This is a genomic window from Leclercia sp. Colony189, from assembly GCF_009740165.1.
Classification (GTDB): domain Bacteria; phylum Pseudomonadota; class Gammaproteobacteria; order Enterobacterales; family Enterobacteriaceae; genus Enterobacter.
In genome coordinates, this window is sequence record NZ_CP046557.1 from 1,962,301 (window position 1) to 1,988,306 (window position 26,006).

Consider the following 26,006-nt stretch of genomic DNA (forward strand, 5'->3'; position numbering starts at 1 on the left):
GGGCCTGTTTAACGTTACGGGTGTTTTATCCCCAGCGACTCGGCCAGCTGCTTCGCCAGCTGGTTGTTATTATCCGCCCCGTACTCCCAGAACATGGCCCCGGCCAGACCTTTCTCTTTGATATACTCGGCTTTGATCGCCACCGAGCGCGGGTTTTCATACGACAGGGCAAACAGCGCATTGCCGTTATCGGACTTCACCGACAGCCACGGCACTTTCGCCTCATCGTCCCACTGCTCGGTAAACCGTTTCTGCGGATCGTTTAAAAACGTCTTCACAATATCGTTATATTTGACGTAGGTGTCTTTGGTCAGATCGAAGCCCAGTGATTTGAACAGGGCGATCTGCTGTGCGCTGAAGTAGGGCTGGGTCGCAGGATTTTTTTGCGCGTCCGGTTTGCTCCAGTCGATACCTGGCTCGACGGCACGTTTCGGCACGCGACCATAGAAGCCGATACCCAGGTTCATCTGCTGCGGCTTCAGCCCGGCGGCCAGATAGTTGTTCACCACAAAGTCGACGCTATATTTATCCGCGGCGGCAACGGTCGGCCAGGCGCTGGAGTCATACAGATTGGCGTTAAAATACTGGGTGCCATACGCCATGTCGTAGGTCATCAGGTTGATGTAATCGAGCAGGGGCGCCACTGCCTTCACGTCCACCCAGCTTTTTGGGCTCTCGGCGTTGGCGCCCACCGCGATGGTCACCAGTTTTTTATGTCCGAACGCGGTACGCAGTTCTTTCAGCAGGGCGGTAAAGTTAGCCCGGTCTTCTGGCTTGCTGGCGACCAGCCCCCATGCGCCGTTAACCGGGAACTCCCAGTCGAGATCGATCCCGTCGAGGCCATATTTCTCTACGATCGCCTGAGCTGAGCGGATAAACACCGCGCGGGTCTCCGGGGTGGATGCCGCGCCCGAGAAGCCACGAGCCCCCCAGCCGCCGACAGAGAGGAGCACCTTAAGGGCAGGGTTCTGTTTACGCAGGACAGGGAGCAAAGCCAGATCGGCTTCAACCTTAGGAGATAACCAGATTTGATGCAGTCTGGCCGGGTCTTTTAAGGCCGGATTGGTTTCGTCTTTCTCGTCGTTATAGATCAGGCCAAAGGAGTAGTTCAGGTGGGTGATCTGGCGCACGTCCAGTTTATTGATATCCCCGCCCGGCCCGGCAGTGACGTCGCCGCCACCGTTAAAATAGCCGACGGACATCAGCGAACTGGCGGAAGCAATGGATGCGCAGAGCAGGGGTAAAGCTGCCAGCAAGGGCAAACGTTTCATAGCAATTCCTCTTCAATTTTGACGGTAAAAAAAGCACGCCACGTAAGGGCGTGGCGAAAAAAGTGCCAAAAAAGAATAACATTGCCGTCTCGCTGAGAGTGCGAGGCAGTTCACTTTATGAGACTTAATGAGAATTATGCCCGGTGGCGCTGCGCTTGCACGGGCCTACGGGTGACGGGGTTTTGCCCGGCGGCGCTGCGCTTGCACGGGCCTGGGGGTTTTGTAGGCCGGGTAAGGCGTAGCCGCCACCCGGCACAAGGCTATCAGGCCTGCGTCTCCTGCCAGTCCGCCAGCGTATACAGCGTCGCACCTTCCGCCGCCATATCCATAAACGCCTGGGCGCTGTCCTGGCGCTGAATATTCACCCCGCGACAACCGTCGGTAATGACGTTCACCCGGTAACCCAGCTGCAAAGCATCCAGCACGGTAAATTTCACGCAGTAGTCCGTCGCCAGCCCCATCACAATCAGCTCCACAATTTCGTGATGGCGCAGCCACTGATCCAGCCCCGTTTTTTGCCGGTGCCCATTGTCGAAAAAGGCGCTGTAGCTGTCGATGTCAGGGTTTTCACCCTTCTGGAACACCGCGTCAATGGCTTTGCTGTTAAGCAGGGGATGCAGCTCTGCGCCTTCGGTATGCTGCACGCAGTGATCGGGCCAGAAGGTCTGCGGCAGGCCGTCCAGTTCGCCCTCGGTAAAGGGCTCAACGTCATGCTGGCTGGCAAAACTGCCGTGATCCGCCGGGTGCCAGTCCTGGCTGGCAACCACCGCTTCACCGCGCGCCTTACACCACGCAATCAGTTCGTTGGCGACGTCTACCGTACTGTCGCCTTCGGCCACCGCCAGCGCGCCGCCCGCGCAAAAATCATTCTGTAAATCGACCAGTAACAGGGCTCGTTGCTTCATAGGAACTCCTTATTCGTCTGGCGTCAGTTCGCCACGCAGGTTTTGCATCATCGCGGTGCGGATCGCCTGCACATCCAGATCCTGACTGAGTAAGTAGTGAAGTTTAGTCAGCGTGGCCTCGACCGTCATATCGAATCCGCTCACTACCCCCGCTTGCGCCAGGGCGTTACCGGTGGCGTAGCCGCCCATATTTACTTTACCGGACATACACTGGGTCAGGTTCACCACCACAATCCCACGGCTGCTCGCCTCCTGAAGTTCTTTCAGGAACTCGCCGTTCTGCGGGGCGTTACCCACGCCGTAGGAGCGCAGGATAAGCGCTTTCACCGGCTGACGGAGGAAGTTACGTACCACCTCGGCGGAGATACCGGGGTAGATCGTCACCACGCCAATGGGCTGCGGGGTGATCGGATGGACCACCAGCTCGCCGGAGGTGTGCGGCGCCGGAGGCGTACCGAGGCGGCGAATATGAATACCCGCTTCCAGCAGTGGCGTGAGGTTCGGTGAGGCAAAGGCGTCAAAGCCGTCGGCGTGGGCCTTGGTGGTGCGGTTTCCGCGGTAGAGCCGGTTATTGAAGAACAGGCTCACTTCGTTGATCGGGAAATTGGCCGCCACGTAGAGGGAGTTAAGCAGGTTGATCTGCCCGTCGGAACGCAACTCCGCAAGCGGGATCTGCGACCCGGTGACGATCACCGGCTTACTGAGGTTTTCCAGCATAAAAGAGAGCGCCGAGGCGGTAAACGCCATGGTGTCGGTGCCGTGCAGGATCACAAAGCCGTCGTAGTCGTCGTAATGCGCTTTAATGTCGTCGGCGATGTGCTGCCAGTCTTCCGGGGTCATGTCGGAAGAGTCCATCAGCGGATCATATTCGTGAATGGTGAAGTCCGGCATCTCCGGGCGATGGAATTCAGGCATTAATGCCAGCTGGCGCTGCAGATGGCCAGATACCGGGATGTAGCCATTTTCCGAACGCTGCATACCGATGGTACCGCCGGTATAGGCCACATAAATTGATTTCTTTTGCATGATGTAAGGTTCGTTTGCTTCAAAGAAAAATCCCCTCTTCGAAGAAGAGGGGATGGGATTTAACGTACGTTAGCGCAGGTGAGGCAGAACGCGTAGCGGTTTTGCGGATCGTTGAAGGCGGCCAGCTTGTCGCCCTCGGCTTTGACCGCTTTCGCCGCCGTGGCGACCGGAGCGGGCAGGTAAGCCTGCAGCGCGTCTGGCAGCATGGCTTTTACCGAGCCGGAGACGCTGTCCATCACGAGATCCATGAAGGTCGGCTCATCCTGATAGAAATCGACGTGCCACTGCTTCAGCTTCGCCAGTTCAGCGGCTTTGGCGACGGCATCATCGAAGTCGCCCAGGTTATCCACCAGACCGTTGCTCTTCGCATCCTGACCTGTCCAGACGTGACCCTGGGCAATCTGGTCGATCTGTTCCGGGGTTCGCTTACGGGAGTCGGCCACCAGGGTGATGAAGCGCTTGTAGCCATTCTCAATGCTGAGCTGCATCATCTGCGACACTTCCGGCGGTAACGCTTTGGTTACGGCAATGTCGGCCAGCGGCGACGTGGCGACGCCATCGGTATGCACCCCCAGATAGTCGAGGCTGTTTTCAACGGTGTTAATCACCCCGAAGATGCCAATCGAGCCGGTAAGGGTGCTCGGGTTCGCCACGATGTAGTTCGCCGGGGTGGAGATCCAGTAGCCCCCGGAGGCCGCCATGCCGCCCATGGAGACCACCACCGGTTTCCCGGCGGCGCGCGCGGCTGCCAGCTCAGCGCGGATCACTTCCGATGCGCTGACGCTGCCGCCCGGGCTGTTAACCCGCAGCACAATCGCTTTCACTTTCGGGTCGAGGCGCGCGTCGCGGATTTGTGCGGCAGTGGTATCACCCCCGACGTTGCCCGGCGTCTCTTCGCCATCCATGATCGCGCCGTTCGCGAAGACCACGGCGATGCTGTCCCCGGTATCGGCACGTTTTTTCGCCTGATAATCATAGAAGCTGATGGCGCTGTAGTTCTTCTCCTCTTTGCTCCAGCCGAACTGTTTGGTCAGGGACTTTTCAATTTCGGCGCTTGAGCCCAGGGCATCCACAAGCTTGTTATCCAGCGCATATTTCGCGGTATCGCCATCAACCTTACGCAGCCCATCCAGCACGCCCTGGGCGCCCGGGAAGACCTGCCCGGCGGTGATCTGGCGGTTAGCGGCCACGGTACTGAGGTAGTTCTGCCACAGTTCGCCAATCCAGCGGCTGTCCGCTTCACGGGCGGCAGGGGACATATCGTCGCGGATAAACGGCTCAACGGCAGATTTATAGGTCCCGACGCGGAAGACGTGGGTGGTGACCTTCAGCTTATCGAGCAGCGATTTGTAATAGAGGCCGTTAGTGGCAAAACCGTGCAGATCGACCGCGCCCTGCGGCGAGAGCCACACTTTATTGGCAAAGCTCGCCAGATAGTACTGCCCCTGGCTGTAGTTATCGCCCACCGCAATCACCGGTTTGCCGCTGTCGCGGAATTCCCGCAGCGCTTTACCGATATACTGCATCGAAGGCTGATCCGCCCCGGCAAAGTTCTTCAGATCCAGCACGATGCCGGTAATGTTGCGATCGTCCTTCGCCTGACGAATGGCGTCGACGATATCGAACAGTGAGTTTTCCTGCAGACGGTCACCGCTGGCACCAAACAGCTGGCGGCCCAGCACGCCAAGGCGATTGCTGGTGGACGGTTTATCCACCACCACGCCGGCGATATCCAGCAGCAGCGCGCCACGCCCGGCGCTCTGACTCTGGCTGGAGGCGCTGAGGTGCATCCAGACACCGACGCAAACTATCACAAACAGGATGAAAAAGAGGTTCATCACCAGGTTGCGGACGAAATTGAGCAGTCGCCACGTCCATTTAAAAAAGCCGGCAAACAGTCGCCAGAGGGTTCGCATGTATTCTCCCTGTCCAGATAATTACCTATTCCGTCGCTACTGGACGGCGTTGTCGGGCTATCGTAATGACCCGACCGTCACTTGTCAGCAGGAATCGCCTGCTACGCTGTAACAAAATCTGCCGTCGTGTTAATTTTGAGTAAATTTCAAGACAGGAGTTAACCCAATGGATGCACTCGAACTGCTTGTTAACCGTCGTAGCGCAGCGCGTCTGGCGGAGCCCGCGCCAGCAGGCGAACAGCTGGAGAATATTCTTCGCGCCGGAATGCGCGCCCCGGATCACGGTACCTTGCAGCCGTGGCACTTCTTTATCATCGAAGGGGAAGGACGCGAGCGCTTCAGCACCCTGCTGGAGAAGGGCGCTGTTGCCGCCGGGCAGGATGAAAAGGCGATTGAGAAAGCCCGTAACGCGCCGTTCCGCGCCCCGATGATCATCGCCGTGGTCGCGAAATGCCAGCCGCAGCACAAGGTGCCGGTGTGGGAGCAGGAGATGTCCGCGGGCTGCGCGGTCATGGCGATGCAGATGGCGGCAGTCGCCCAGGGCTATAACGGTATCTGGCGTAGCGGCGCACTGACCGACAGCCCGGTCGTGCGGGAAGGCCTCGACTGCGGCGCAGATGATAAAATCGTCGGTTTCCTCTATCTGGGCACCCCGCAGCTTAAAGCCTCCACCACCGTTTCCGTGCCTGACACCGCGCCTTTTATCACCCGTTTCTGATTAATGGCATAAAACTGTCTGGATCCTGAGCAAGTGCAGCAGAATTCAGACAGTCATACTTATCACTTAATGGAATGAGCGCTAACATAGTGCAATTGTAATGAAAGGAGATTGTCATGAGCGAGCAAGCTATTCGTTTAACGCAATACAGCCATGGAGCCGGTTGCGGTTGTAAAATTTCCCCCAAAGTGCTGGAAACCATTCTGCACAGCGAGCAGGCGAAGTTTATCGACCCGAACCTGCTTGTTGGCAATGAAACCCGCGATGATGCTGCCGTCTACGATCTGGGTAACGGCACCAGCATTATCAGCACCACCGATTTCTTTATGCCGATCGTCGACAATCCCTACGATTTCGGGCGCATTGCGGCCACGAACGCCATCAGCGACATTTTTGCAATGGGCGGCAAGCCGATCATGGCGATTGCGATCCTTGGCTGGCCGATTAACACCCTGGCCCCGGAGATCGCCCGCGAGGTGATCGAGGGTGGGCGTTTCGCCTGCCAGCAGGCGGGGATCGCCCTGGCGGGTGGCCACTCCATTGATGCCCCGGAGCCGATTTTTGGCCTGGCGGTGACCGGCGTGGTGCCAACGGAGCGCGTCAAGCGTAACAGCACCGCGGAAGCCGGCTGCAAGCTGTTCCTCACCAAGCCGCTGGGCATTGGCGTGCTCACCACCGCCGAGAAAAAATCGCTGCTGTTGCCTGAGCACAAAGGGCTGGCAACAGAGGTGATGTGCCAGATGAACCTTGCCGGTGCTGCCTTTGCCGACATCGAGGGGGTGAAGGCGATGACCGACGTCACCGGTTTTGGCCTGCTGGGCCACCTGAGCGAAGTGTGCCAGGGCGCAGGCGTTCAGGCGCAGGTCTGGTATCACGAGGTACCGAAGCTGCCGGGCGTGGAAGCCTACATTGCGCAAGGCGCGGTCCCGGGCGGCACGCAGCGTAACTTCGCCAGCTACGGCCATCTGATGGGCGAGATGCCTGCCGAGTGGCGCGATCTGCTGTGCGACCCGCAGACCTCCGGCGGCCTGCTGCTGGCCGTGACGCCAGACGCCGAAGAGGCAGTGCGCGCGACCGCCGCCGAGTTCGGTATTACCCTGACCGCCATTGGCGAGCTGGTGACCGCCCGCGGTGGCCGTCCGATGATTGAGAGCCGTTAATTCAATGCGGTTATTTATTGCCGAAAAACCCAGCCTTGCCCGGGCGATTGCGGACGTTTTACCCAAACCGCATCGCAAGGGTGACGGCTACATTGAGTGCGGAAACGGCCAGGTGGTCACCTGGTGTATCGGCCACCTGCTGGAGCAGGCCCAGCCGGACGCCTACGACAGCCGCTATGCGCGCTGGAATCTTAACGATCTGCCCATCGTGCCGGAGAAGTGGCAGCTGCAGCCGCGCCCGTCGGTCACCAAACAGCTCAACGTCATTAAGCGGTTGCTGAACGAGGCATCCGAGGTGATCCACGCCGGTGACCCGGACAGGGAAGGGCAGCTGCTGGTGGACGAGGTGCTGGATTACCTGAGTCTGGCGCCGGAAAAACGCCAGCAGGTGCAGCGCTGTCTGATTAACGACCTCAACCCGCAGGCGGTAGAGCGGGCCATCACCCGTCTGCGCGCCAACAGCGAGTTTGTTCCGCTGTGCGTGTCGGCGCTGGCCCGCGCCCGCGCCGACTGGCTCTACGGCATCAACATGACCCGCGCCTATACCATCCTCGGGCGCAACGCGGGTTACCAGGGGGTGCTCTCCGTTGGCCGGGTGCAAACGCCGGTGCTGGGGCTGGTGGTGCGTCGCGACGAAGAGATCGAGAACTTTGTCGCCAAAGACTTCTTCGAGGTGAAAGCCCATATCGTCACCCCGAAGGACGAACGCTTTACCGCAGTCTGGCAGCCGAGTGAGGCCTGTGAACCCTACCAGGATGAAGAGGGACGCCTGCTGCATCGTCCGCTGGCCGATCACGTGGTGACCCGCATCCAGGGCCAGCCCGCCGTCGTCACCAGCTATAACGATAAACGGGAATCAGAACCCGCGCCGCTGCCGTTCTCCCTCTCTGCTTTGCAGATCGAGGCGGCAAAACGCTACGGCCTGAGCGCGCAAAACGTACTCGATATCTGCCAGAAGCTGTACGAGACGCACAAACTCATTACCTACCCGCGTTCCGACAGCCGCTACCTGCCGGAAGAGCATTTCGCCGGGCGCCACGCGGTGCTGAACGCCATTGCCGTACACGCCCCCGATCTCGTGCCACAGCCGGTGGTCAACCCGGATACCCGCAACCGCTGCTGGGACGATAAAAAGGTGGATGCCCACCACGCCATCATCCCCACCGCGCGCAGCAGTTCCGTCAACCTGACGGATAACGAATCGAAGATTTATACCCTCGTGGCCCGCCAGTATCTGATGCAGTTCTGCCCGGATGCGGTGTTCCGCAAGTGCGTCATTGAGCTGGAGATCGCCAAAGGCAAGTTTATTGCCAAGGCGCGTTTTCTGGCGGAAGCAGGGTGGCGCACGCTGCTGGGTAATAAAGAGCGGGATGAGGAGAACGACGGTACGCCGTTGCCGGTGGTGGCAAAAAATGACGAGTTATTGTGCGAGAGGGGCGAAGTGGTGGAGCGACAGACCCAGCCGCCGCGGCACTTTACCGACGCCACGCTGCTCTCCGCGATGACCGGTATCGCCCGTTTTGTGCAGGATAAAGATCTGAAGAAGATCCTCCGCGCCACTGACGGCCTTGGAACCGAAGCGACCCGCGCCGGGATCATTGAGCTGCTGTTCAAACGCGGTTTTCTGCACAAGAAAGGGCGTTATATCCACTCGACGGATGCCGGAAGGGCGCTGATCCACTCCCTGCCGGAGATGGCCGCCAGGCCGGATATGACCGCCCACTGGGAGTCGGTGCTGACTCAGATCAGCGAAAAGCAGTGTCGCTATCAGGACTTTATGCAGCCGCTGGTGGGTACGCTGTTCGATCTGATCAACCAGGCGCGAAACACGTCGGTGAGGGATTTTCGCGGCATGGTGGCGCCGGGCGGCGACAAGAAGAAAAAGTTTAAGAAGAAGAGTGCGGCGTAAAAAATTGCCGGGTGGCGCTGCGCTTACCCGGCCTACGGTTCGTACTTTTGTAGGCCGGGTAAGGCGTAGCCGCCACCCGGCACAGCCACAGAATCAGATCACACCCTGACCCATCATCGCATCGGCGACCTTCACAAACCCGGCGATGTTCGCGCCGCGAACGTAGTTGGTCTGTTTCTCTTCCCCACCGTACTCGACGCAGGCGTGGTGAATATCCAGCATGATATGGTGCAGACGCGCATCCACTTTCTCCGCCTTCCAGCCCATGCGAGCGGCGTTTTGCGCCATCTCGAGGCCAGAGGTGGCCACGCCGCCTGCGTTAGCCGCTTTACCCGGGGCAAACAGCACGTTCGCTTCCAGGAACAGGTCGGTGGCTTCAATGGTGGTGGGCATGTTGGCCCCTTCAGCTACCGCTTTCACGCCGTTGGCGATAAGCTGGCGCGCGGCATCAACATCCAGTTCGTTCTGGGTGGCGCACGGCAGGGCGATATCCACCGGCACTGACCACGGCTGTTTGCCTTCAAGGTAGGTCAGACCGAATTCACGGGCATAGTCGGCCACGCGACCGTCGCGGCTGGCTTTGATTTCGCACAGGCGCGCCAGTTTTTCGGTTGTAAAGCCCGCTTCATCCACCACGGTGCCGCTGGAGTCGGAGGCGGTGATGACGCGTGCGCCGAACTGCATCGCTTTTTCGATAGCGTACTGAGCCACGTTGCCGGAGCCGGATACGGCGACACGCATGCCCTCAAAGCTCATCCCATGACGCTTCAGCATCGCTTCAGTGAAATAGACCAGACCGTAACCGGTGGCTTCCGGGCGGATCAGGCTGCCGCCGAAGGAGAGGCCTTTCCCGGTAAAGACGCAGGCGCTGTTGTTGGAGAGTTTTTTCATCATCCCGGCCATAAAGCCCACTTCGCGTCCGCCAACCCCGATATCGCCAGCCGGTACGTCGGTGTCGGCGCCCAGGTGACGATAGAGTTCCGTCATCAGCGCCTGGCAGAAACGCATCACTTCACCTTCGCTTTTGCCTTTCGGATCAAAATCGCTGCCGCCTTTGCCGCCGCCCATCGGCAGGGTGGTCAGGGCATTTTTAAAGGTCTGTTCAAAGCCGAGGAACTTCAGAATCGACAGGTTTACCGACGGATGGAAACGCATGCCCCCCTTGAACGGGCCGATCGCCGAGTTGAACTGTACGCGCCAGGCACGGTTAACCTGTACCTGGTTGCGGTCATCAACCCAGACCACGCGGAACTGGATCACGCGTTCAGGTTCAACCAGGCGCTCAAGCAGGGACATCTGACGATAGCGGGGATTTTGTTCCAGGAATGGCCAGAGGGTGGTCATTACTTCGCGGACGGCCTGAGCAAATTCGCTCTGGTGCGGGTCACGCTGCTGAACACGATTCAGAAAGGAGTCAAGGGAGCAAGCCTGGTCCATAACTATAAGTTCCTCTAATATATTGGGATTATTTAATTTGTAACAAATATCTTCGTGATGTTGTGTTTTTCGACTATACCACCCGACAGGCTTTGTGACGCAAGCTAAATTTCGTCCTCAAGTTAAATTCATTAAACGCGCCGGGTCATAATAAAAAACGATGACCGAAGGGGGGATTAAAGCTTCGCGCTGTTTTTACCGTTATAGTGAATATCAGGACATAACAGGAAGAAGCGTCGATGAAGCGTATTGTGATGGCTGTTTTGCTTGGGGTTTTCGCGGCTGGCAGTCAGGCCGATCAGCGGTTTGGAACCGGGGTGGATGTGAATATCCCGCCGGAGATCTTCAGCTCCAGCGGTCAGCGTCCACCGCCGTGTAACCAGTGCTGTATCTATCAGGATCAGAACTATTCAGAAGGGGCGGTGGTAAAAGCCGAGGGGGTATTGTTGCAGTGCCAGCGCGATCCTAACGCCCTGAGTACGAATCCGCTGGTGTGGCGTCGCGTAAGAGAATAAACGCCTGTAACAAAGGGATATCTGCCGGGGCGAGGTCGTAATCCAGCGCCTCGTGCGGTGAACACCATACCAGCTGGCTGTGATAGCGCGCTTCCGGCGTGCCGGTGAATTCCGCGACGTGCCAGGCGTGTAGGTTAATCAGTCGCTGGGACACTTCCCGTTGATGGCTGGCGATATACTCTGCGGGGCAGGCCTCAATGCCCAACTCCTCGCGCAGTTCACGCACTAATGCCGCGGGCTGGGTTTCCCCCGCCTCCACTTTTCCCCCGGCAAACTCCCACAGACCGGGCTGATCCGCATGCAGCGGGCGTTGCGCCAGTAAAATTTTGCCATCCCGTTCGAGAATAGCGCAGACAACATCGAGTGTTTTTAGCATGGTCGTCAATAATGAATAAAAGAAAAAGAGTTAGGATCTGCGCACTTAACACGCCAGGAGCATCCTGTGAACGAGAGACCACCCGTCTGGGTTAAACCCATCGAATCCATTCCCACCATTCTAACGCCTGTCGCGGCAATGCAGAAAAAACATTATGGCGCAGTGCTTAATCCGCTGCGCTGGTGGGGAAGAATGCCCCGGCTGTTCTGGCTGGTAGCGCTGTTTGTAGGCTTTCTGGAACGCAAAAAATCGCCCCTTGAGCCGGTACTGCGTTCGCTGCTGATGACCCGCGTCTCGCAGATCTGCCACTGCGCCTTTTGCATCGATGCCAACGCGCTGCGCCTGGCGGAACGCAGCGGCGGGCTGGATAAGGTGCAGGCCGTCGCGACATGGCGCGACAGCAGCCTGTTCAGCGATAAGGAGCGCGCCGCGCTGGCCTATGCGGAAGCCGTTACCGCCACGCCGCCGGTGGTGGATGAGGCCACCAAAGCGGCGCTGCGCCAGTACTTCAATGACGAGGCGATTACCGAGATGACGGCGCTGATTGGTTTTCAGAATTTATCCGCCCGCTTTAACGCGGCGCTGGATATCTCCTCCCAGGGGTTGTGCGCGATAAGAGGAGAAAAACAGGATGCTTGACCGCCACCTTCATCCGCGCATCAAGCCGCTGCTCAACCGGCTGGTCGCAACCCTGGATAAACCGGGCATCACCCCGGACGGTATTACGCTGATGGGCTTTGCCATCGGGGTACTGGCGCTGCCGTTTCTGGCGCTGGGCTGGTACCTGGCGGCGCTGGTGGCCATTGCGCTGAACCGCTTGCTCGATGGGCTGGACGGCGCGCTGGCCCGGCGGCGCGGGCTGAGCGATGCCGGAGGCTTTCTCGATATCTCCCTTGATTTCCTCTTCTATGCCCTGGTGCCCTTTGGCTTTGCCCTGGCGGATCCGGTTAACAATGCGCTGCCTGCCGCCTGGCTGCTGTTTGCCTTTATCGGCACCGGGAGCAGTTTTCTGGCGTTTGCTGCCCTGGCCGCGAAGCATGAGATAGACAATCCAGGCTATGCCCACAAGTCGTTTTACTATCTGGGTGGCCTGACGGAGGGGACGGAAACGCTGCTGCTGTTCGTGCTCTTTTGCCTGTTCCCGGCGCATTTCGGGTGGCTGGCGTGGGTGTTTGGCGCGTTGTGCTGGCTCACCACCACAACGCGCATCTGGAGCGGGTATCTGACGCTGAAGGAGGTTCAGCGCCAGCCGTGATCACCGCGAGCTGTCTGGCCCGCGTTCCCCAGCCACTACCGGGTTCTGCGGGTTGCTGCTCCACTCATACCAGCCGCCGTCATAGACGCCGATATGTTTCCAGCCCATCGCCCGGGCATACATAAAGGTTTCTGATGCCCGCCAGCCGGTGCCGCAGTAGAAGGCCACCTGCTGATCCGGCAGAATGTTCCACTGCTTCCACATCCTGGCGATATCATCCGCGCTGCGCATGGTGCCGTCCGGGTTATGGAAATCCTCCATATGGGTCGAGTCGCTTCCGGCGTGGCCCCAGCGGGCGCCCTGGATCTCCCCTTTAGGTTTGATGTAGCTGTAGCCGCTGGTGACACCGGTAAACTCCGGCCACGAGCGAACGCTCACCAGCGAAGCGTCCTGACGATGCAGCAGGCCGCGGGCCTGTTCGGTGCTCAGCATCAGCTGCGGCTGACCGGGGATCGGCGCGCCAAAGTCGGCGGCGGGTTTGACATCGTCGGGCGTGCCGCGCTCGACCGGCAGCTTCGCGTCATCCCACGCTTTCCAGCCGCCGTCCAGCAGGCGTACATCTTTCACGCCGGCATACAGCATGATCTGCGCCACGCGCGCGGCGGCGTAGACATCGCGTCCGTAGAGGATCACTGTGGTGTCATGGCGGATGCCGTGTTTCGCCAGCATCGCCTTCAGATCGGCATCAGAGACCTTGTTCCACAGCGGCTCGCTTTCCACTTCGTTGGTGTCGATATAGTCCGCGCCGGGAATGTGGCTCAACAGATAAAATTTCGGCGCACCCCAGGCGGCCTCAATCACTTTCCACTCGCCGGCAGGGGCGGCAGGGACCGTTTTTCCCTGCTGGAGCTGATGCAGCCACTGGGGATAGACCAGCTGTTCGAAATGGGCGAGACGCTGCAGGCGAGACGAGGTTTGCAGGGCATCACCGAGCAGGGTGATGTGGCTGAAGCCTGCCTCAGTCAGCCGCGCCTTCACGGCCTGGTTATCGCTCTCGCTGCCATATAATGCGATGGGGGTGGTCAGCGTCAGTTGATGCCGCATGGCCCAGGCTTTCAGCTGCGCCTCAGACATGGCACCCAGCCAGCTGGCAGAGAGGTTAAGAGCCGAAGGCTCATGTCCGGATGGGCCGTTCAGCCTCTGGGGCCAGCCGTTGTAAAAGGCGCTGATGCGGGTATCGATCACCGCGCCTTTCTGCTGCTGAAGCTCTTTGAGCGTGAGGGAAGGCGCCATATCAGCGGCAAAAGAGAAGAAAGAGGCGAGACCTAACGCGGCGGTCAGCGCGGTCAGTTGAGAAACACGTTTCATCGAAATGCCCGTCGTAAGAAAAAAGAGCGGTGATTGTGGCAATCCTCCCGACAAAAAACGTTGCGTTTGCGCAGGTTGCCATGGGATTCATTGCCACTTCTCCATCGCCAGCACCCGACCCGCAGCAGGGATATCCTCTTCATCGTGGGTCACCTGAACGACGGGAATGCGCCGGGCGCGCACTTCGGCAAATACCCAGCGGCGAAACTGGTCGCGCAGCGTTTTATCCAGTCGGCTAAAGGGTTCATCAAGCAGCAGCGCCTGGGGCCGGGCCAGCAGGGCGCGCAGCAGGCTGACCCGGGCGCGCTGCCCGCCGGACAGCGTGGCGGGATCGCGCTGAAAAAAACCGGGCAAATCGGCGGCATCCAGCGCCGCGATTACCTGCTGTTTACGCTGCTCCCCTTTGATGGACGCCGGAAGCGCCAGCAGCAAATTCTGTCCGACGCTGAAATGATCAAAAAGCAGTGCATCCTGAAACAGCAGACCCAGGCCGCGCTGTTCGGTGGGCAGCGTGTCGCAGCGACGGGCGTTGATCCACAGCTCCCCTTCGGCGCGAAAATCAGCGGGCAGGGCACCTACCATCCAGGCAAACAGCGACGATTTGCCGCTGCCGGAAGGGCCCATCAGGGTGAGAATTTCGCCGGGCACCACCGAAAAACTGACGTTGTGCAGCAGCGCCGTCTGACGCAGAGAGAGCGAAACATCCTTGACCACAAGCATTAACGTAACCCCTGTCGAAAACGGCCAACCAGCCGGGAAAGCAAAATGCAGGCGGCGAAAATCAGCATCGGCAGCAGCAGTTGCCAGAGCGCCTGGGCTGCCAGCACCGCGCTAATGCCGCCGCTGCTAAGCGCCACCGCGTCGGTGGTGAGGGTGGCAAACCGTCCGCTACCCAGCCACAGGGTGGGCAGATACTGCGCCACGCTGACGGAAAAGCCGACGGCAAACGCCGTCAGTGCCGGGCGGATCATCTGCGGGCATTTGATCAGCCAGAAAATTTTAAGCGATCCCCAGCCGAGGGTGCGAGCTGTCAGGATCAGGCGCGGATCGAGCCTGCGCCACGCCGGTTGCATCACCAGCAGCATCCACGGCAGCACCCACAGTAAATGTCCCCACAGCACGGCGACAAACTGCCCGTCCAGCTGCAACAGCAGCGCCAGCCGGTACTGCCCGGCCACCAGCGGCAGGGCGGGAAGGGTCAGCGGCAGCCAGACCCAAAATCCCCCGCGCTGCGGGCCCCATTCGAGCCAGAGCAGGATCATCCCCAGCGCTATCCCCGCTGAGAGCAGCCCCAGCGTCAGACTCACCCCGGCCGTCTCCCGCGAAACGCTGGCATTGCCCGCCACCAGAACCAGCACCGCGATGCTGGCGATCCCGGCCAGGGGGAGCAGCAGGCCGCAGGCTCGCCCTGTTAGCAGCGGACGCGGCATCGGGCGCTCCCCGGAGATGGCCGGAATGGTGGTTCGCCAGCGCCGCCAGCTGATAAATATCGCGATGGCAATCAGCTCCAGCAGCAGAAGCAGGATCACGCACACCAGCATTCCCTTCGCCTGCTGGACGTTGTCCCCCTGCGTCAGCCACTGCCACGCCAGCACCGCCAGGGTGGGGGGATTACCCGGCCCGAGGATCAGGGCCACATCCACCACCGACAGCGACCAGGCGATCACCGCCAGCATCACCGCCCCCAGCGCAGGCGCAATGGCGGGCAGGATCAGCCAGCGCAGCGCCTGCCAGCGTCCGTAACCCAGCGATCGCAGGATCGTCACCTTTTGCGCCAGCTCTTTTTCCGGCAGCGAGGCGTAAATCGCCCAGACCACAAAGGCGCTCTCCTTGACGGCGAGGGTCAGCCCCAGCCCGATCCCGTAGCGATCCACTATCGGTGAACAGAGAGAACAGAGGCGGTAGAGTTCTCCCCCTTCGGCAAATATCAGCAGCACGCTGACGGCAAACGCCACGTGGGGGATCGCCAGCAGCCACGGCAGATGGTTGCACAGGCGTCGCCAGCGGCTGCCGGGCCACAGCGCGGCCACCACCGCCAGGGCCAGCATTAGCGCCCCGGCGGCGGCAATCAGAGTGGAAACCAGCGTGGCGGCCAGCGCCTGCGGGATCTGCGGATCGGCGGCCAGCGCCCGCCAGTTCTCAAGGGAGATGATCGGGGGCAGCAGCAGGCCGAAGGCGGGCAGCAGCGGCAGGTACACCGCCGCCATCAGCAGCCAGGCAAGCCCGCTTAGTGGGTGCCGTAACGACGCAGCCATTCCTGCTCCAGCGCGTTCACCCAGGCGGCATGTGGTTCAGCGAGCGTTGGCGGAAGCTCAGCCGGCATAAACTGGCGCAATTTATCCGCCGCTGCCGCCGGGAGTTTTTGAGGATCCAGCACAGTGGGATCGCCCCAGTTAGCCGGGTCCGCCTTGCGGATCTGTGCCTGCGGCGAGAGCAGGAAATTCGCGACGACTTTCGCCCCCGCGCTGGCGGAGGCGTTGGCCGGGATCGCCACAAAATGTACGTTGCCGATCATCCCCTGTTGAAAACCAAAGCTGTAGCTGTCTGCGGGCAGCGCTTTGCTGGCCACTTTCTGCCGGGCGTGGGCCGGGTTAAAGGTGATCGACAGGTTTAAATTGCCGCTGGCCAGCAGGGCATCCATCCGCGCCGGTGAAGGCGGGAAGTCTTTACCCTCGCGCCACAGGTACGGATGTAGTTTATCGAGATAAGTCCAGAGCGGCGCGGTCACCCGGGCAAAGGTGGCGCTGTCCGGCGGCTGTTTCAGCGCCTCCGGCTGGGGGGTTTGCGTCAGCAGAAGCTGTTCCAGAAACGCGGTGCCGGTAAAGTCGGGCGGGCGCGGATAGGTGATGGTGCCGGGATGTTGCGTGGCGTACGCCAGCAGCGCCTGCGGGTCAGCCAGCGGCTGCGGCAGGCTCTTGCGGCTGGCGATAAAGGTCAGCTGGGCGCTGCCCCACGGAGACTCGGCTCCCTCGGTCGGGATGGCAAAATCTTCCGTCACTGGTTTCGCGGTATCCACATAGCGCCAGTCAGGCAGCATTTGCGCCCAGCCGGTCTGCAACAGCCCGGCGGTTTTGAGGGTGCGGAAGTTCTCGCCGTTGACCCACAGTAGATCTACCGAACCGTTGGTTTTGCGCCCGGCGCTGGCCTCGGTCTGGATGCGCTTCACCGCGTCGGCGGCATCCGCCAGACGGACAATCTTCAGGTTTATGGCGTAGTGGCTTTTCATCTCCCCGCTCACCCAGTCCAGGTAGCGGTTCACCGCCTCATCGCCGCCCCAGGCGTTAAACCAGACGGTCTGGCCCTGGGCCTCCTCTTTGATTTTCTGCCAGCCGTCATCGGCCAGCGCGTGTCCTGCCATCAGCAGGCCCGTTAACAACATGCAAAAACGCACACGGCGCATAGTGCCTCTCTGTTATGAAGAAGTGCGGGAAAAGCGGGCGAACAGCCAGCGGGTGATAAGCGGCAGCAGCCCCAGTAGCGTAAAGGCAATGACCACGCCGGATGAAAGGATATCACGCAGCGCGGCGATCTGCCCCAGCTGGTGTCCGGCATTAAGATAGACGATTGCCCCTGGCAGCATGCCGAGCTGACTGACCCACCAGTAGCGCCACAATCCGATCGGGGCGATCCCGGCCAGCAGGTTGACCATAAAGAACGGGAACAGCGGCATCAGGCGCAGGGCAAAGAGGTAGAACGCCCCGTCCCGCGAGACACCTTCGTTAACCGTGCGCATTGGCCCGGCAAAACGGCGCTGCACCCAGTCCCGCAGCAGGTAGCGGCTGCTCAGCATCGCCAGCGTGGCCCCCAGCGTCGAGGCGAACGACACCAGCAGGATCCCCGGCCACAGGCCAAACAGCGCCCCGCCGAGCAGGGTTAACACCGCGGCGCCCGGCAGCGACAGGGTAGTGACCAGCACATAGAGAAGGAAAAAGAGTATGGCGCTTTTCAGCGGCGCCTGCTGGCAGTATAGCTGCAGGGCCTGATGCTGCGCCTGAAGGTTTTCCAGCGTCAGCGTGCCGGGCGGCAGTAGCCTAAAAAGAAGGGTAAAAGCGCCCAGAAGGGCGCAAATAAGCAGAACTTTACCGGGACGTACAGCCATTTATTTCACGTCGAAGGTCGCCCAGACTGGGGCGTGGTCGGACGGTTTTTCCATGCTGCGGATCTCATAGTCGATCCCGGTTTCGATGCAGCGCTCCGCCAGCGGGCTGCTTGCCAGCAGCAGGTCAATGCGCAGGCCGCGGTTATCATCAAAACCTTTAGAGCGGTAGTCAAACCACGAGAAGCGATCGTGGGTTTCCGGGTTGGCGTTGCGGAAGGTATCCACCAGACCCCAGCCCAGCAGACGCCCCATCCACTCGCGCTCTTCCGGCAGGAAGGAGCATTTCCCGGTGCGCAGCCAGCGCTTGCGGCTGTCCTCGCCGATGCCGATATCCAGATCGGTCGGGCTGATGTTCATATCGCCCATGATCAGCACCGGATGATCTTTTTGCAGCTCCGTTTCCAGCAATGACTGCAGATCCTGGTAGAACTTCTCTTTGGCCGGGAATTTCAGCGGATGGTCGCGGCTCTCGCCCTGGGGGAAGTAACCGTTGATCACGGTGACATTACCCAGCGGGGAGGGCACTTCCGCCATGATGATGCGGCGCTGGGACTCTTCGTTATCCCCCGGGAAACCGCGACGTACCGAGACAGGCGCCGCTTTGGTCAGCAGGGCCACGCCGTAGTGACCTTTCTGGCCGTGATAAAAGACGTTGTAACCCAGTTTTGCCACCTCTTCGAGAGGGAACATATCGTCGTGAACTTTTGTCTCCTGCAGGCCAATGACGTCAGGCTGATGTTTTTCGACGATGGCCTGGAGTTGATGAGGGCGGGCGCGCAGGCCGTTGATATTAAAAGAGACAAATTTCATAGTCGCTGCCAGTGCAAGGTGAATAGTGCAAGGATGGTAGCAGAATTTCCTCCCGCTGACTGCCGCCGCTGCGTATGTTCCACCCATTACTGCAACAGATCCTGCCGATAGTGCAATTTCTGCACCGTTCTGGCGCCTTACGCCCTCCGATGGCGCACAAAAGCTACACAAATTTCGCGAGCGATCACAATTCCAGAATTATATTTGGCCTATGCATAATATTTCTGTTTTTCCTTCGGTAAAGCTGCGCTTGTTGTAAAAATATTCACTTTTTATGCAATAACAGTGAATAACTCCATGTTGTAACCTGTTGATATTTCGTTACCCCCTCCCGTTTATGCATTTTTATCGCTGGCTGGCACGAACGCTGCAATCTACATTCACAGGGCAAACACATAAATATTTAACATTTTATCAACCTTTTATTTACCGGATGAGGTCGCTATGTCTCTGTCAATTACGCGTGAAAACTTTGATGAATGGATGATGCCGGTTTACGCCCCGGCGGCTTTTATTCCGGTACGGGGAGAGGGCTCGCGCCTGTGGGATCAGCAGGGCAAAGAGTATATCGACTTTGCTGGGGGCATTGCGGTTAACGCCCTGGGACATGCCCATCCGGCGCTGCGTCAGGCGCTGAACGACCAGGCGGCAAAGTTCTGGCATACCGGGAATGGCTACACCAACGAGCCCGCGCTGCGCCTGGCGAAAAAACTGATCGACGCCACCTTTGCGGAAAAAGTGTTCTTCTGTAACTCAGGCGCTGAGGCCAACGAAGCCGCGCTGAAGCTGGCGCGTAAATATGCCCACGACAATTTTGGCAGCCACAAAAGCGGCATCGTCGCCTTCAAAAATGCCTTCCACGGCCGCACCCTGTTTACCGTCAGCGCGGGCGGGCAACCCTCTTACTCCCAGGACTTCGCGCCGCTGCCACCGGATATCCGCCACGCGGTCTATAACGATCTGCAGTCCGCCAGCGAGCTGATAGATGAGTCCACCTGCGCGGTGATCGTCGAGCCGATGCAGGGCGAAGGCGGCGTTGTGCCTGCCGACAAAGCGTTCCTGCAGGGGCTGCGCGAGCTGTGCGATCGCCACAACGCGGTGCTGATTTTCGATGAAGTCCAGACCGGCGTCGGCCGCACCGGTGAGCTCTATGCCTATATGCACTACGGCGTGACGCCGGATGTGCTCTCCACCGCCAAAGCGCTGGGCGGCGGCTTCCCGGTCGGGGCAATGCTCACCACCGATAAATTTGCCCGGGTGATGACCGTCGGCACTCACGGCACCACCTACGGCGGCAACCCGCTGGCATCGGCGGTGGCCGGTCAGGTGCTGGATATCATCAACACGCCGGAAGTACTGAACGGCGTGAAGCAGCGTCACGACTGGTTTGTTGAGCGTCTTCAGGCCATCAACAGCAAAACCGGCCTGTTTAAAGAGATTCGCGGCCTGGGGCTGCTGATTGGCTGCGTGCTCACGGATGAATGCGCCGGAAAAGCTAAACTCATTTCACAGGAAGCGGCAAAAGCGGGCGTGATGGTGTTGATCGCCGGGGCTAACGTAGTGCGCTTCGCGCCTGCGCTGGTTGTCAGCGAAGAAGAGGTGCGGACCGGGTTAGATCGCTTTGCGCTGGCCTGCGAACAGGTGAAGTCCGGGGTGTCATCATGATGGTCATCCGTCCCATTGAGCGCGGGGATCTCTCCGCCCTCATGCAGCTTGCCGGTAAGACGGGAGGCGGGCTGACCTCGCTTCCCGTTGATGAAAACACGCTCTCGGCGCGCATTGAGCGCTCCATCGAGACCTGGCAAGGGACGCTGCCGAAAGGCGAACAGGGCTACGTGTTTGTGCTGGAAGATACCGTTACCGGCACCGTGGCGGGGATCTGCGCCATTGAGGTGGCGGTAGGCCTGAACGATCCCTGGTATAACTACCGTGTGGGCACCCTGGTGCATGCCTCGAAAGAGCTGAACGTCTACAACGCACTGCCCACGCTGTTTCTCAGTAACGATCACACCGGCAGCAGCGAGCTCTGCTCGCTGTTTCTCGACCCGGAGTGGCGCAAAGAGGGCAACGGCTATCTGCTCTCCAAATCGCGCTTTCTGTTTATGGCCGCCTTCCGCGATCGCTTTAACGAAAAAGTGGTTGCCGAGATGCGCGGCGTCATCGACGAAACAGGCTTCTCGCCGTTCTGGAAAAGCCTGGGCGAGCGCTTCTTCTCCATGGAGTTCAGCAAGGCGGACTACCTGTGCGGCACCGGGCAGAAAGCTTTTATCGCCGAGCTGATGCCAAAACATCCTATCTATACCCATTTCCTCAGTCCCGAGGCGCAGGCGGTAATTGGCGAGGTCCATCCGCATACCGCGCCGGCCCGCGCGGTGCTGGAAAAAGAGGGCTTCCGCTACCGTAACTATGTCGACATCTTCGACGGCGGCCCGACGCTGGAGTGTGATATCGACCGGGTGCGGGCGATCCGCAAAAGCCGTCTGGTGGAGGTGGCCGAGGGGCAGCCCGCGCCGGGTGAGTTTCCGGCCTGCCTGGTGGCGAACGAACAATATGACAGCTATCGCGCCACGCTGATCCGCGTGGACCCCGAATGTGAACGTCTGGTGCTGACCGCAGCGCAACTGGATGCCCTGAAATGTTGCGCTGGCGATCGTATTCGCATGGTGCGTCTGTGCCCCGAGGAGAAAACGGTATGAACTTATGGATTAACGGTGACTGGGTAACCGGCGAAGCTGAACTTCGCAGCAAACATAACCCGGTGGGGCAGGAGAGATTATGGCAAGGGGCGGATGCCAGCCCCAGGCAGGTTGAGCAGGCGTGCCGCGCCGCGCGCGCCGCGTTCCCCGGCTGGGCGAAGCTGCCGTTCAGCGCTCGTCAGGCGATCGTGGAGAAATTTGCCACCCTGCTGGAGGCAAATAAGCAGGAGCTGACCCGCGTTATTGCCAGCGAAACCGGAAAACCGCGCTGGGAGGCGGCGACCGAAATTACCGCCATGATCAACAAGGTCGCCATTTCAATTAAGGCGTACCACACCCGCACCGGCGAGCAGCGTACCGAGATGGCGGACGGGGCCGCTACGCTGCGCCATCGTCCGCACGGCGTGCTGGCGGTGTTTGGCCCCTATAACTTCCCCGGCCATCTGCCGAATGGCCACATCGTGCCCGCCCTGCTGGCGGGTAACACGGTGATCTTCAAGCCGAGCGAGCTAACGCCCTGGAGCGGCGAAGCGGTGGTCAAACTGTGGGAGCAGGCCGGGCTGCCGCCGGGGGTGCTCAACCTGGTCCAGGGCGGGCGCGAAACCGGTCAGGCGCTGAGTGCGCTGAGCGATATTGACGGGCTGCTCTTTACCGGCAGCGCCGGAACTGGCTATCAGCTGCACCGCCAGCTGGCCGGGCAACCGGAGAAAATTCTCGCCCTTGAGATGGGCGGCAATAATGCGCTGATCGTTGACGATCCGGCAGATATCGATGCCGCGGTCCACCTGACCATCCAGTCAGCATTTATTACCGCCGGGCAGCGTTGCACCTGCGCCCGCCGTCTGCTGGTGAAACGCGGCGCTGAAGGGGATGCATTCCTGGCCCGTCTGGTTGAGGTGAGCGGGCGGCTGCTGCCTGGCGAGTGGGATGCCAGCGAGCAGCCGTTTATCGGCGGGCTGATTTCCGAACAGGCGGCAAAAAATGTCTATCACGCCTGGCGGGAACATGTCGCCCGCGGCGGCCAGTCGCTGCTGGAGCCACGGCTGGTGAAGGCGGGAACCTCTTTATTAACCCCGGCAATCGTCGAGATGACTGGCGTGAGCGGTGTGCCGGACGAAGAGGTCTTTGGTCCGCTGCTCTGCGTCTGGCGCTATGACGATTTTGACCAGGCCATCGCGATGGCAAATGCCACACGCTACGGCCTGTCGTGCGGGCTGATCTCCCCGGATCGTGAGAAATTTGACCAGCTGCTGCTGGAGGCGCGCGCCGGGATTGTGAACTGGAATAAACCGCTCACCGGCGCGGCCAGTACCGCCCCGTTTGGCGGGGTGGGCGCCTCCGGTAACCATCGTGCCAGCGCCTGGTATGCGGCGGATTACTGCGCCTGGCCGATGGCGAGCCTGGAGACGCCGGCCATCGTCCTGCCGGAGCAGCTGAATCCGGGCCTCGATTTTACACGGGAGAAGCGTCATGAAAGCGCGTGAAGTTAACTTCGACGGGCTGGTGGGGTTAACCCACCACTATGCCGGGCTGTCGTTCGGCAATGAGGCCTCCACAAAACACCGCTTTCAGATCTCCAACCCGCGGCTGGCGGCAAAGCAGGGGTTGTTAAAAATGAAGGCGCTGGCGGATGCGGGTTTTCCTCAGGCGGTGATCCCGCCGCAGGAGCGGCCTAACGTCGCCGTCCTGCGCCAGCTCGGGTTTACCGGCAGCGACGAGCAGGTGGTGGAGAAAGCGGGCACCCAAATGCCGCAGCTGCTCTCTGCCGCCAGTTCGGCCTCCTCCATGTGGGTTGCCAACGCCGCGACGGTGGCCCCCTCCGCAGATACCCTCGACGGAAAAGTGCATCTGACGGTGGCGAACCTGAACAACAAGTTCCACCGCGCCAGTGAAGCTGGTACCACGGAACAGGTGCTGCGGGCTATTTTTCGCGATGAGTCCCGGTTCAGTGTCCATACAGCGCTGCCGCAAGTGGCGATGTTCGGCGACGAAGGGGCGGCCAACCATAACCGTCTTGGCGGCGATTATGGCGAGCCGGGTTTGCAACTGTTTGTCTATGGTCGTGATGAGGGAACAGGTCCCGCGCCTGCCCGTTACCCGGCCCGTCAGACTCTGGCCGCAAGCCAGGCCGTTGCCCGCCTGAATCAGGTCAATCCGGGCCAACTGATGTTTGCCCAGCAAAACCCGCTGGTGATCGACCAGGGGGTGTTCCATAACGACGTGATTGCGGTCTCGAACCGCCAGGTGCTGTTCTGCCACGAGCAGGCGTTTGTTCACCAGTCAGCGCTGCTGCACGCCCTGGGCGATCGCGTGCCCGGATTTATGCCGATTGAGGTGCCGACGGAAGCCGTTTCGGTGCAGGATGCGGTGGCAACCTATCTCTTTAACAGCCAGCTGCTGAGCCGTGACGACGGCAGCATGATGCTGGTGCTACCCCAGGAGTCGCAGAACCATCCTGGCGTCTGGCGCTATCTGAATCAGCTGGTGGCCGAGGATAACCCCATCAGCGAGCTGCGGGTGTTCGATCTGCGCGAAAGCATGGCCAACGGCGGCGGTCCGGCCTGTCTGCGCCTGCGCGTGGTGCTCACCCCTGAGGAGCAGCGGGCGGTTAACCCGGCGGTGATGATGAACGATACCCTGTTCAACACCCTTAATGACTGGGTGGATCGCTACTATCGCGATCGGTTGACCCAGGCCGACCTGGTCGATCCGCAGCTTTTACGGGAAGGACGCGAAGCGCTGGATGCCCTGACCCGCATTCTGCAACTGGGCTCCGTCTACCCGTTCCAGCAATAAAGGAGGCGTTATGGAAAATTTTCTGGCGCTGACCATGGCGAATGAAACGCCCGCCCGACGGGAGGGCAAAGGGGCTTCGTTTCACTGGCGCTGGCTGGCACGCGGCGTGCTGGAGCTCATCCCGGAGGCAGACAGCGAGCGAGCCCTGGTGCTCTCTGCCGGGATACACGGCAACGAAACGGCGCCGGTGGAGATTGTCGACCTGCTGGTCAGGGCGCTCTTTCGCGGCGAACTCTCGCTGCGCTGCCGTCTGCTGATTATCTACGGGAATCCTCAGGCGCTGCGAGCCGGCAAGCGCTACCTGACCTGCGATATCAATCGCCTGTTCAGCGGGCGCGGGACGCAGTTCCCGGCCTGCGAGGAGACCGAACGGGCGGCGCTGCTGGAGGATCTGTTAGCGGCCTTTTACCGGCAGGCGGGTTCCGATCGCTGGCATCTGGATCTGCATACCGCCATCCGCGCCTCGTATCATGAGCGCTTTGGCGTGCTGCCCCAGCGCAATCAGCCCTGGGATGAGGCGTTTATTCAGTGGCTGGCGGATGCCGGGCTGGAGGCGCTGGTCTTTCATCAGGCACCCGGCGGTACCTTCACCCATTTCACCTGCGAACGCTTTGGGGCGCTGGCCTGCACCCTGGAGCTGGGAAAAGCGCTGCCGTTCGGGCATAACGATTTAACGCGTTTTGCCACCACCCATCAGGCGCTGCGCGCGTTGCTGTGTGGTGAGGTATCGACGTCCCATGCCGGGCCCGTGGCGCAGTATCGGGTGGTGCAACAGATCACCCGCCGCAGCGAGGCCTTTGTGCTGCACATGGCGAGTCATACCCTGAACTTTACGCCGTTCCGCCAGGGGGTATTGTTGGCAGAGGATGGCGAAGAACGCTATGAAGTACAAAAGCCAACCGAGTATGTTCTTTTCCCGAACCCCGCCGTGGCCTTTGGTTTGCGCGCCGGGCTGATGCTGGAAAAAGTTGCCTGAAAATTACCTGACCCCATCTGCGTAACGCGGTGGGGTTGTTTATTTTCTCAGCCATTTCACTCGACTGCCGTTTTATTACGGATTATTCCTGGTTGTTTGCTTTATTATTAATCTGTTTGTCGGTATACTTCTCCACAATCTCTTTAAAATCATCTGCATGCATATTTTTGTTTCAACTCTCCACGCTTTATCCTTATTTTCTCCATATTTGACGATAATTTGTTTTTTACACTTTCACTGTTTTACCGTTGCTCTGACTAATTGACGATAAACCCCGTAAAGTTAATCTCGTCAACACGGCATAGCGCCGAAGAATAACTGAAAGGAAGGACAAAATTATGCGTAAATTAACTGCACTGTTTGTTGCCTCTACCCTGGCTCTGGGCGCTACCAGCGCGGCGTTCGCCGCTGATACCGCCACCACCACCACGGCTGCACCGACCGAAGGCAAAATGATGCATCACAAAGGTAAGCCGGGCATGCATCACGACATGATGTTTAAAGACCTGAACCTGACGGATGCGCAGAAAGAGCAGATCCGCGACATCATGAAAAGCCAGCGTGACCAGATGAAGCGTCCGCCGGTAGAAGAGCGCCGCGCAATGCATGACATCATCGCCAGCGACGCCTTCGATAAAGCGAAGGCCGAAGCGCAGGTTGATAAGATGGCTGAGCAGCATAAAGCCCGCATGCTGGCGCACATGGAAACCCAGAACAAGATTTACAACATCCTTACCCCGGAACAGAAAAAGCAGTTTAATGCCAATTTTGAGAAGCGTCTGACAGAACGTTCCGCGGCGAAAGGTAAAATGACCACCTCAGCCGAATAATCG

At 59.8% G+C, this 26,006-nt stretch carries 24 protein-coding genes; 12 read left to right on the top strand and 12 right to left on the bottom strand.

Annotation, left to right across the window (positions count from 1 at the left end):
• Positions 1-14 precede the first annotated feature (14 nt).
• From GNG29_RS09315 to sppA, 4 genes are all read right to left on the bottom strand, one after another.
• Complete coding sequence (locus GNG29_RS09315; protein ID WP_156654340.1) at positions 15-1,271, bottom strand: glycoside hydrolase family 18 protein; 1,257 nt, start codon at positions 1,269-1,271, stop codon at positions 15-17.
• A gap of 263 nt (positions 1,272-1,534) precedes the next feature.
• The gene (gene pncA / locus GNG29_RS09320) at positions 1,535-2,176 is read right to left on the bottom strand and encodes a bifunctional nicotinamidase/pyrazinamidase (RefSeq protein WP_103179259.1); all 642 of its coding nucleotides are present in this window, start codon (positions 2,174-2,176) and stop codon (positions 1,535-1,537) included.
• Positions 2,177-2,185: 9 nt separating this feature from the next.
• Entirely contained in the window at positions 2,186-3,202 is a 1,017-nt protein-coding gene (gene ansA / locus GNG29_RS09325; protein ID WP_103179260.1) for an asparaginase, read from the bottom strand.
• A gap of 59 nt (positions 3,203-3,261) precedes the next feature.
• Positions 3,262-5,118: a signal peptide peptidase SppA gene (gene sppA, locus GNG29_RS09330; protein WP_103179261.1), complete on the bottom strand. Its 1,857-nt coding sequence runs from the start codon at positions 5,116-5,118 to the stop codon at positions 3,262-3,264.
• Positions 5,119-5,284: 166 nt separating this feature from the next.
• Here sppA and GNG29_RS09335 point away from each other — a divergent pair, with 166 nt between their 5' ends.
• From GNG29_RS09335 to GNG29_RS09345, 3 genes are all read left to right on the top strand, one after another.
• The gene (locus GNG29_RS09335; protein WP_156654341.1) at positions 5,285-5,836 is read left to right on the top strand and encodes an NAD(P)H nitroreductase; all 552 of its coding nucleotides are present in this window, start codon (positions 5,285-5,287) and stop codon (positions 5,834-5,836) included.
• A gap of 116 nt (positions 5,837-5,952) precedes the next feature.
• Complete coding sequence (gene selD, locus GNG29_RS09340) at positions 5,953-6,996, top strand: selenide, water dikinase SelD (RefSeq protein WP_156654342.1); 1,044 nt, start codon at positions 5,953-5,955, stop codon at positions 6,994-6,996.
• Positions 6,997-7,000: 4 nt separating this feature from the next.
• On the top strand, positions 7,001-8,905 hold the full coding sequence (locus tag GNG29_RS09345) for a DNA topoisomerase III (protein ID WP_156654343.1): 1,905 nt from the start codon (positions 7,001-7,003) through the stop codon (positions 8,903-8,905).
• A 93-nt stretch (positions 8,906-8,998) separates the two neighbouring features.
• Here GNG29_RS09345 and gdhA read toward each other — a convergent pair whose 3' ends face one another.
• Positions 8,999-10,342, bottom strand: a complete 1,344-nt coding sequence (gene gdhA / locus GNG29_RS09350) for an NADP-specific glutamate dehydrogenase (RefSeq protein WP_103179265.1) — start codon at positions 10,340-10,342, stop codon at positions 8,999-9,001.
• A gap of 239 nt (positions 10,343-10,581) precedes the next feature.
• Between gdhA and GNG29_RS09355 the strand changes: the two genes are divergently transcribed.
• Positions 10,582-10,857 (top strand): YnjH family protein, encoded by a 276-nt coding sequence (locus GNG29_RS09355; protein ID WP_114387331.1) that lies wholly within the window; start codon positions 10,582-10,584, stop codon positions 10,855-10,857.
• On the opposite strand, the gene GNG29_RS09360 is transcribed toward GNG29_RS09355, so the two are convergent.
• Complete coding sequence (locus GNG29_RS09360; RefSeq protein WP_103179267.1) at positions 10,808-11,233, bottom strand: pyrimidine (deoxy)nucleoside triphosphate diphosphatase; 426 nt, start codon at positions 11,231-11,233, stop codon at positions 10,808-10,810. The two genes, GNG29_RS09355 and GNG29_RS09360, sit on opposite strands and share 50 nt — an antisense overlap.
• Before the next feature lie 138 nt (positions 11,234-11,371).
• Between GNG29_RS09360 and GNG29_RS09365 the strand changes: the two genes are divergently transcribed.
• Together GNG29_RS09365 and GNG29_RS09370 are read left to right on the top strand one after the other, a co-directional pair.
• Entirely contained in the window at positions 11,372-11,872 is a 501-nt protein-coding gene (locus GNG29_RS09365) for a carboxymuconolactone decarboxylase family protein (RefSeq protein WP_156655463.1), read from the top strand.
• Positions 11,865-12,488 (top strand): CDP-alcohol phosphatidyltransferase family protein, encoded by a 624-nt coding sequence (locus tag GNG29_RS09370; protein ID WP_103179268.1) that lies wholly within the window; start codon positions 11,865-11,867, stop codon positions 12,486-12,488. Before GNG29_RS09365 ends, GNG29_RS09370 begins: the two co-directional genes overlap by 8 nt.
• On the opposite strand, the gene GNG29_RS09375 is transcribed toward GNG29_RS09370, so the two are convergent.
• The 6 genes from GNG29_RS09375 to xthA form a co-directional block, all read right to left on the bottom strand.
• The gene (locus GNG29_RS09375) at positions 12,489-13,796 is read right to left on the bottom strand and encodes a sulfurtransferase (protein ID WP_103179269.1); all 1,308 of its coding nucleotides are present in this window, start codon (positions 13,794-13,796) and stop codon (positions 12,489-12,491) included.
• An 87-nt stretch (positions 13,797-13,883) separates the two neighbouring features.
• Complete coding sequence (locus GNG29_RS09380) at positions 13,884-14,516, bottom strand: ATP-binding cassette domain-containing protein (protein WP_103179270.1); 633 nt, start codon at positions 14,514-14,516, stop codon at positions 13,884-13,886.
• The gene (locus tag GNG29_RS09385) at positions 14,516-16,051 is read right to left on the bottom strand and encodes a thiamine ABC transporter permease (protein WP_156654344.1); all 1,536 of its coding nucleotides are present in this window, start codon (positions 16,049-16,051) and stop codon (positions 14,516-14,518) included. The genes GNG29_RS09380 and GNG29_RS09385 overlap by 1 nt, the downstream gene beginning before the upstream one ends.
• A complete protein-coding gene (locus GNG29_RS09390; RefSeq protein WP_371816552.1) occupies positions 16,024-17,187 on the bottom strand; it encodes an ABC transporter substrate-binding protein in 1,164 nt (387 codons plus the stop codon). Before GNG29_RS09390 ends, GNG29_RS09385 begins: the two co-directional genes overlap by 28 nt.
• Before the next feature lie 21 nt (positions 17,188-17,208).
• Positions 17,209-17,895, bottom strand: a complete 687-nt coding sequence (locus GNG29_RS09395) for a TVP38/TMEM64 family protein (protein ID WP_103179273.1) — start codon at positions 17,893-17,895, stop codon at positions 17,209-17,211.
• Positions 17,896-18,705, bottom strand: a complete 810-nt coding sequence (gene xthA / locus GNG29_RS09400) for an exodeoxyribonuclease III (RefSeq protein WP_156654345.1) — start codon at positions 18,703-18,705, stop codon at positions 17,896-17,898.
• A gap of 444 nt (positions 18,706-19,149) precedes the next feature.
• On the opposite strand from xthA, the gene GNG29_RS09405 reads away from it, so the two are divergent.
• The 6 genes from GNG29_RS09405 to spy all read left to right on the top strand — a co-directional run bounded on the left by GNG29_RS09405 (position 19,150) and on the right by spy (position 26,003).
• Positions 19,150-20,370, top strand: coding sequence for an aspartate aminotransferase family protein (locus tag GNG29_RS09405; protein WP_156654346.1), 1,221 nt, complete (start codon positions 19,150-19,152; stop codon positions 20,368-20,370).
• Complete coding sequence (gene astA / locus GNG29_RS09410) at positions 20,367-21,401, top strand: arginine N-succinyltransferase (protein WP_103179276.1); 1,035 nt, start codon at positions 20,367-20,369, stop codon at positions 21,399-21,401. The genes GNG29_RS09405 and astA overlap by 4 nt, the downstream gene beginning before the upstream one ends.
• Positions 21,398-22,885, top strand: coding sequence for a succinylglutamate-semialdehyde dehydrogenase (gene astD / locus GNG29_RS09415; RefSeq protein ID WP_156654347.1), 1,488 nt, complete (start codon positions 21,398-21,400; stop codon positions 22,883-22,885). The genes astA and astD overlap by 4 nt, the downstream gene beginning before the upstream one ends.
• The gene (astB, locus tag GNG29_RS09420) at positions 22,872-24,197 is read left to right on the top strand and encodes an N-succinylarginine dihydrolase (protein ID WP_103179278.1); all 1,326 of its coding nucleotides are present in this window, start codon (positions 22,872-22,874) and stop codon (positions 24,195-24,197) included. The genes astD and astB overlap by 14 nt, the downstream gene beginning before the upstream one ends.
• A 10-nt stretch (positions 24,198-24,207) precedes the next feature.
• Entirely contained in the window at positions 24,208-25,173 is a 966-nt protein-coding gene (gene astE, locus GNG29_RS09425) for a succinylglutamate desuccinylase (protein ID WP_156654348.1), read from the top strand.
• Positions 25,174-25,511: 338 nt separating this feature from the next.
• Entirely contained in the window at positions 25,512-26,003 is a 492-nt protein-coding gene (gene spy / locus GNG29_RS09430) for an ATP-independent periplasmic protein-refolding chaperone Spy (protein ID WP_103179280.1), read from the top strand.
• The last annotated feature ends 3 nt before the right edge of the window (positions 26,004-26,006 follow it).

Bases quoted from the DNA above. Each gene is read 5' to 3' on its own strand.
- GNG29_RS09380 (WP_103179270.1), bottom strand. From the start codon at position 14,516: ATGCTTGTGGTCAAGGATGTTTCGCTCTCTCTGCGTCAGACGGCGCTG.
- GNG29_RS09385 (WP_156654344.1), bottom strand. From the start codon at position 16,051: ATGGCTGCGTCGTTACGGCACCCACTAAGCGGGCTTGCCTGGCTGCTG.
- GNG29_RS09355 (WP_114387331.1), top strand. From the start codon at position 10,582: ATGAAGCGTATTGTGATGGCTGTTTTGCTTGGGGTTTTCGCGGCTGGC.
- astB (WP_103179278.1), top strand. From the start codon at position 22,872: ATGAAAGCGCGTGAAGTTAACTTCGACGGGCTGGTGGGGTTAACCCAC.
- spy (WP_103179280.1), top strand. From the start codon at position 25,512: ATGCGTAAATTAACTGCACTGTTTGTTGCCTCTACCCTGGCTCTGGGC.
- selD (WP_156654342.1), top strand. From the start codon at position 5,953: ATGAGCGAGCAAGCTATTCGTTTAACGCAATACAGCCATGGAGCCGGT.
- GNG29_RS09365 (WP_156655463.1), top strand. From the start codon at position 11,372: ATGCAGAAAAAACATTATGGCGCAGTGCTTAATCCGCTGCGCTGGTGG.
- GNG29_RS09345 (WP_156654343.1), top strand. From the start codon at position 7,001: ATGCGGTTATTTATTGCCGAAAAACCCAGCCTTGCCCGGGCGATTGCG.
- GNG29_RS09335 (WP_156654341.1), top strand. From the start codon at position 5,285: ATGGATGCACTCGAACTGCTTGTTAACCGTCGTAGCGCAGCGCGTCTG.
- astA (WP_103179276.1), top strand. From the start codon at position 20,367: ATGATGGTCATCCGTCCCATTGAGCGCGGGGATCTCTCCGCCCTCATG.
- GNG29_RS09375 (WP_103179269.1), bottom strand. From the start codon at position 13,796: ATGAAACGTGTTTCTCAACTGACCGCGCTGACCGCCGCGTTAGGTCTC.
- ansA (WP_103179260.1), bottom strand. From the start codon at position 3,202: ATGCAAAAGAAATCAATTTATGTGGCCTATACCGGCGGTACCATCGGT.
- sppA (WP_103179261.1), bottom strand. From the start codon at position 5,118: ATGCGAACCCTCTGGCGACTGTTTGCCGGCTTTTTTAAATGGACGTGG.
- GNG29_RS09315 (WP_156654340.1), bottom strand. From the start codon at position 1,271: ATGAAACGTTTGCCCTTGCTGGCAGCTTTACCCCTGCTCTGCGCATCC.
- GNG29_RS09395 (WP_103179273.1), bottom strand. From the start codon at position 17,895: ATGGCTGTACGTCCCGGTAAAGTTCTGCTTATTTGCGCCCTTCTGGGC.
- astD (WP_156654347.1), top strand. From the start codon at position 21,398: ATGAACTTATGGATTAACGGTGACTGGGTAACCGGCGAAGCTGAACTT.
- pncA (WP_103179259.1), bottom strand. From the start codon at position 2,176: ATGAAGCAACGAGCCCTGTTACTGGTCGATTTACAGAATGATTTTTGC.
- GNG29_RS09360 (WP_103179267.1), bottom strand. From the start codon at position 11,233: ATGCTAAAAACACTCGATGTTGTCTGCGCTATTCTCGAACGGGATGGC.
- gdhA (WP_103179265.1), bottom strand. From the start codon at position 10,342: ATGGACCAGGCTTGCTCCCTTGACTCCTTTCTGAATCGTGTTCAGCAG.
- GNG29_RS09370 (WP_103179268.1), top strand. From the start codon at position 11,865: ATGCTTGACCGCCACCTTCATCCGCGCATCAAGCCGCTGCTCAACCGG.
- xthA (WP_156654345.1), bottom strand. From the start codon at position 18,705: ATGAAATTTGTCTCTTTTAATATCAACGGCCTGCGCGCCCGCCCTCAT.
- GNG29_RS09405 (WP_156654346.1), top strand. From the start codon at position 19,150: ATGTCTCTGTCAATTACGCGTGAAAACTTTGATGAATGGATGATGCCG.
- astE (WP_156654348.1), top strand. From the start codon at position 24,208: ATGGAAAATTTTCTGGCGCTGACCATGGCGAATGAAACGCCCGCCCGA.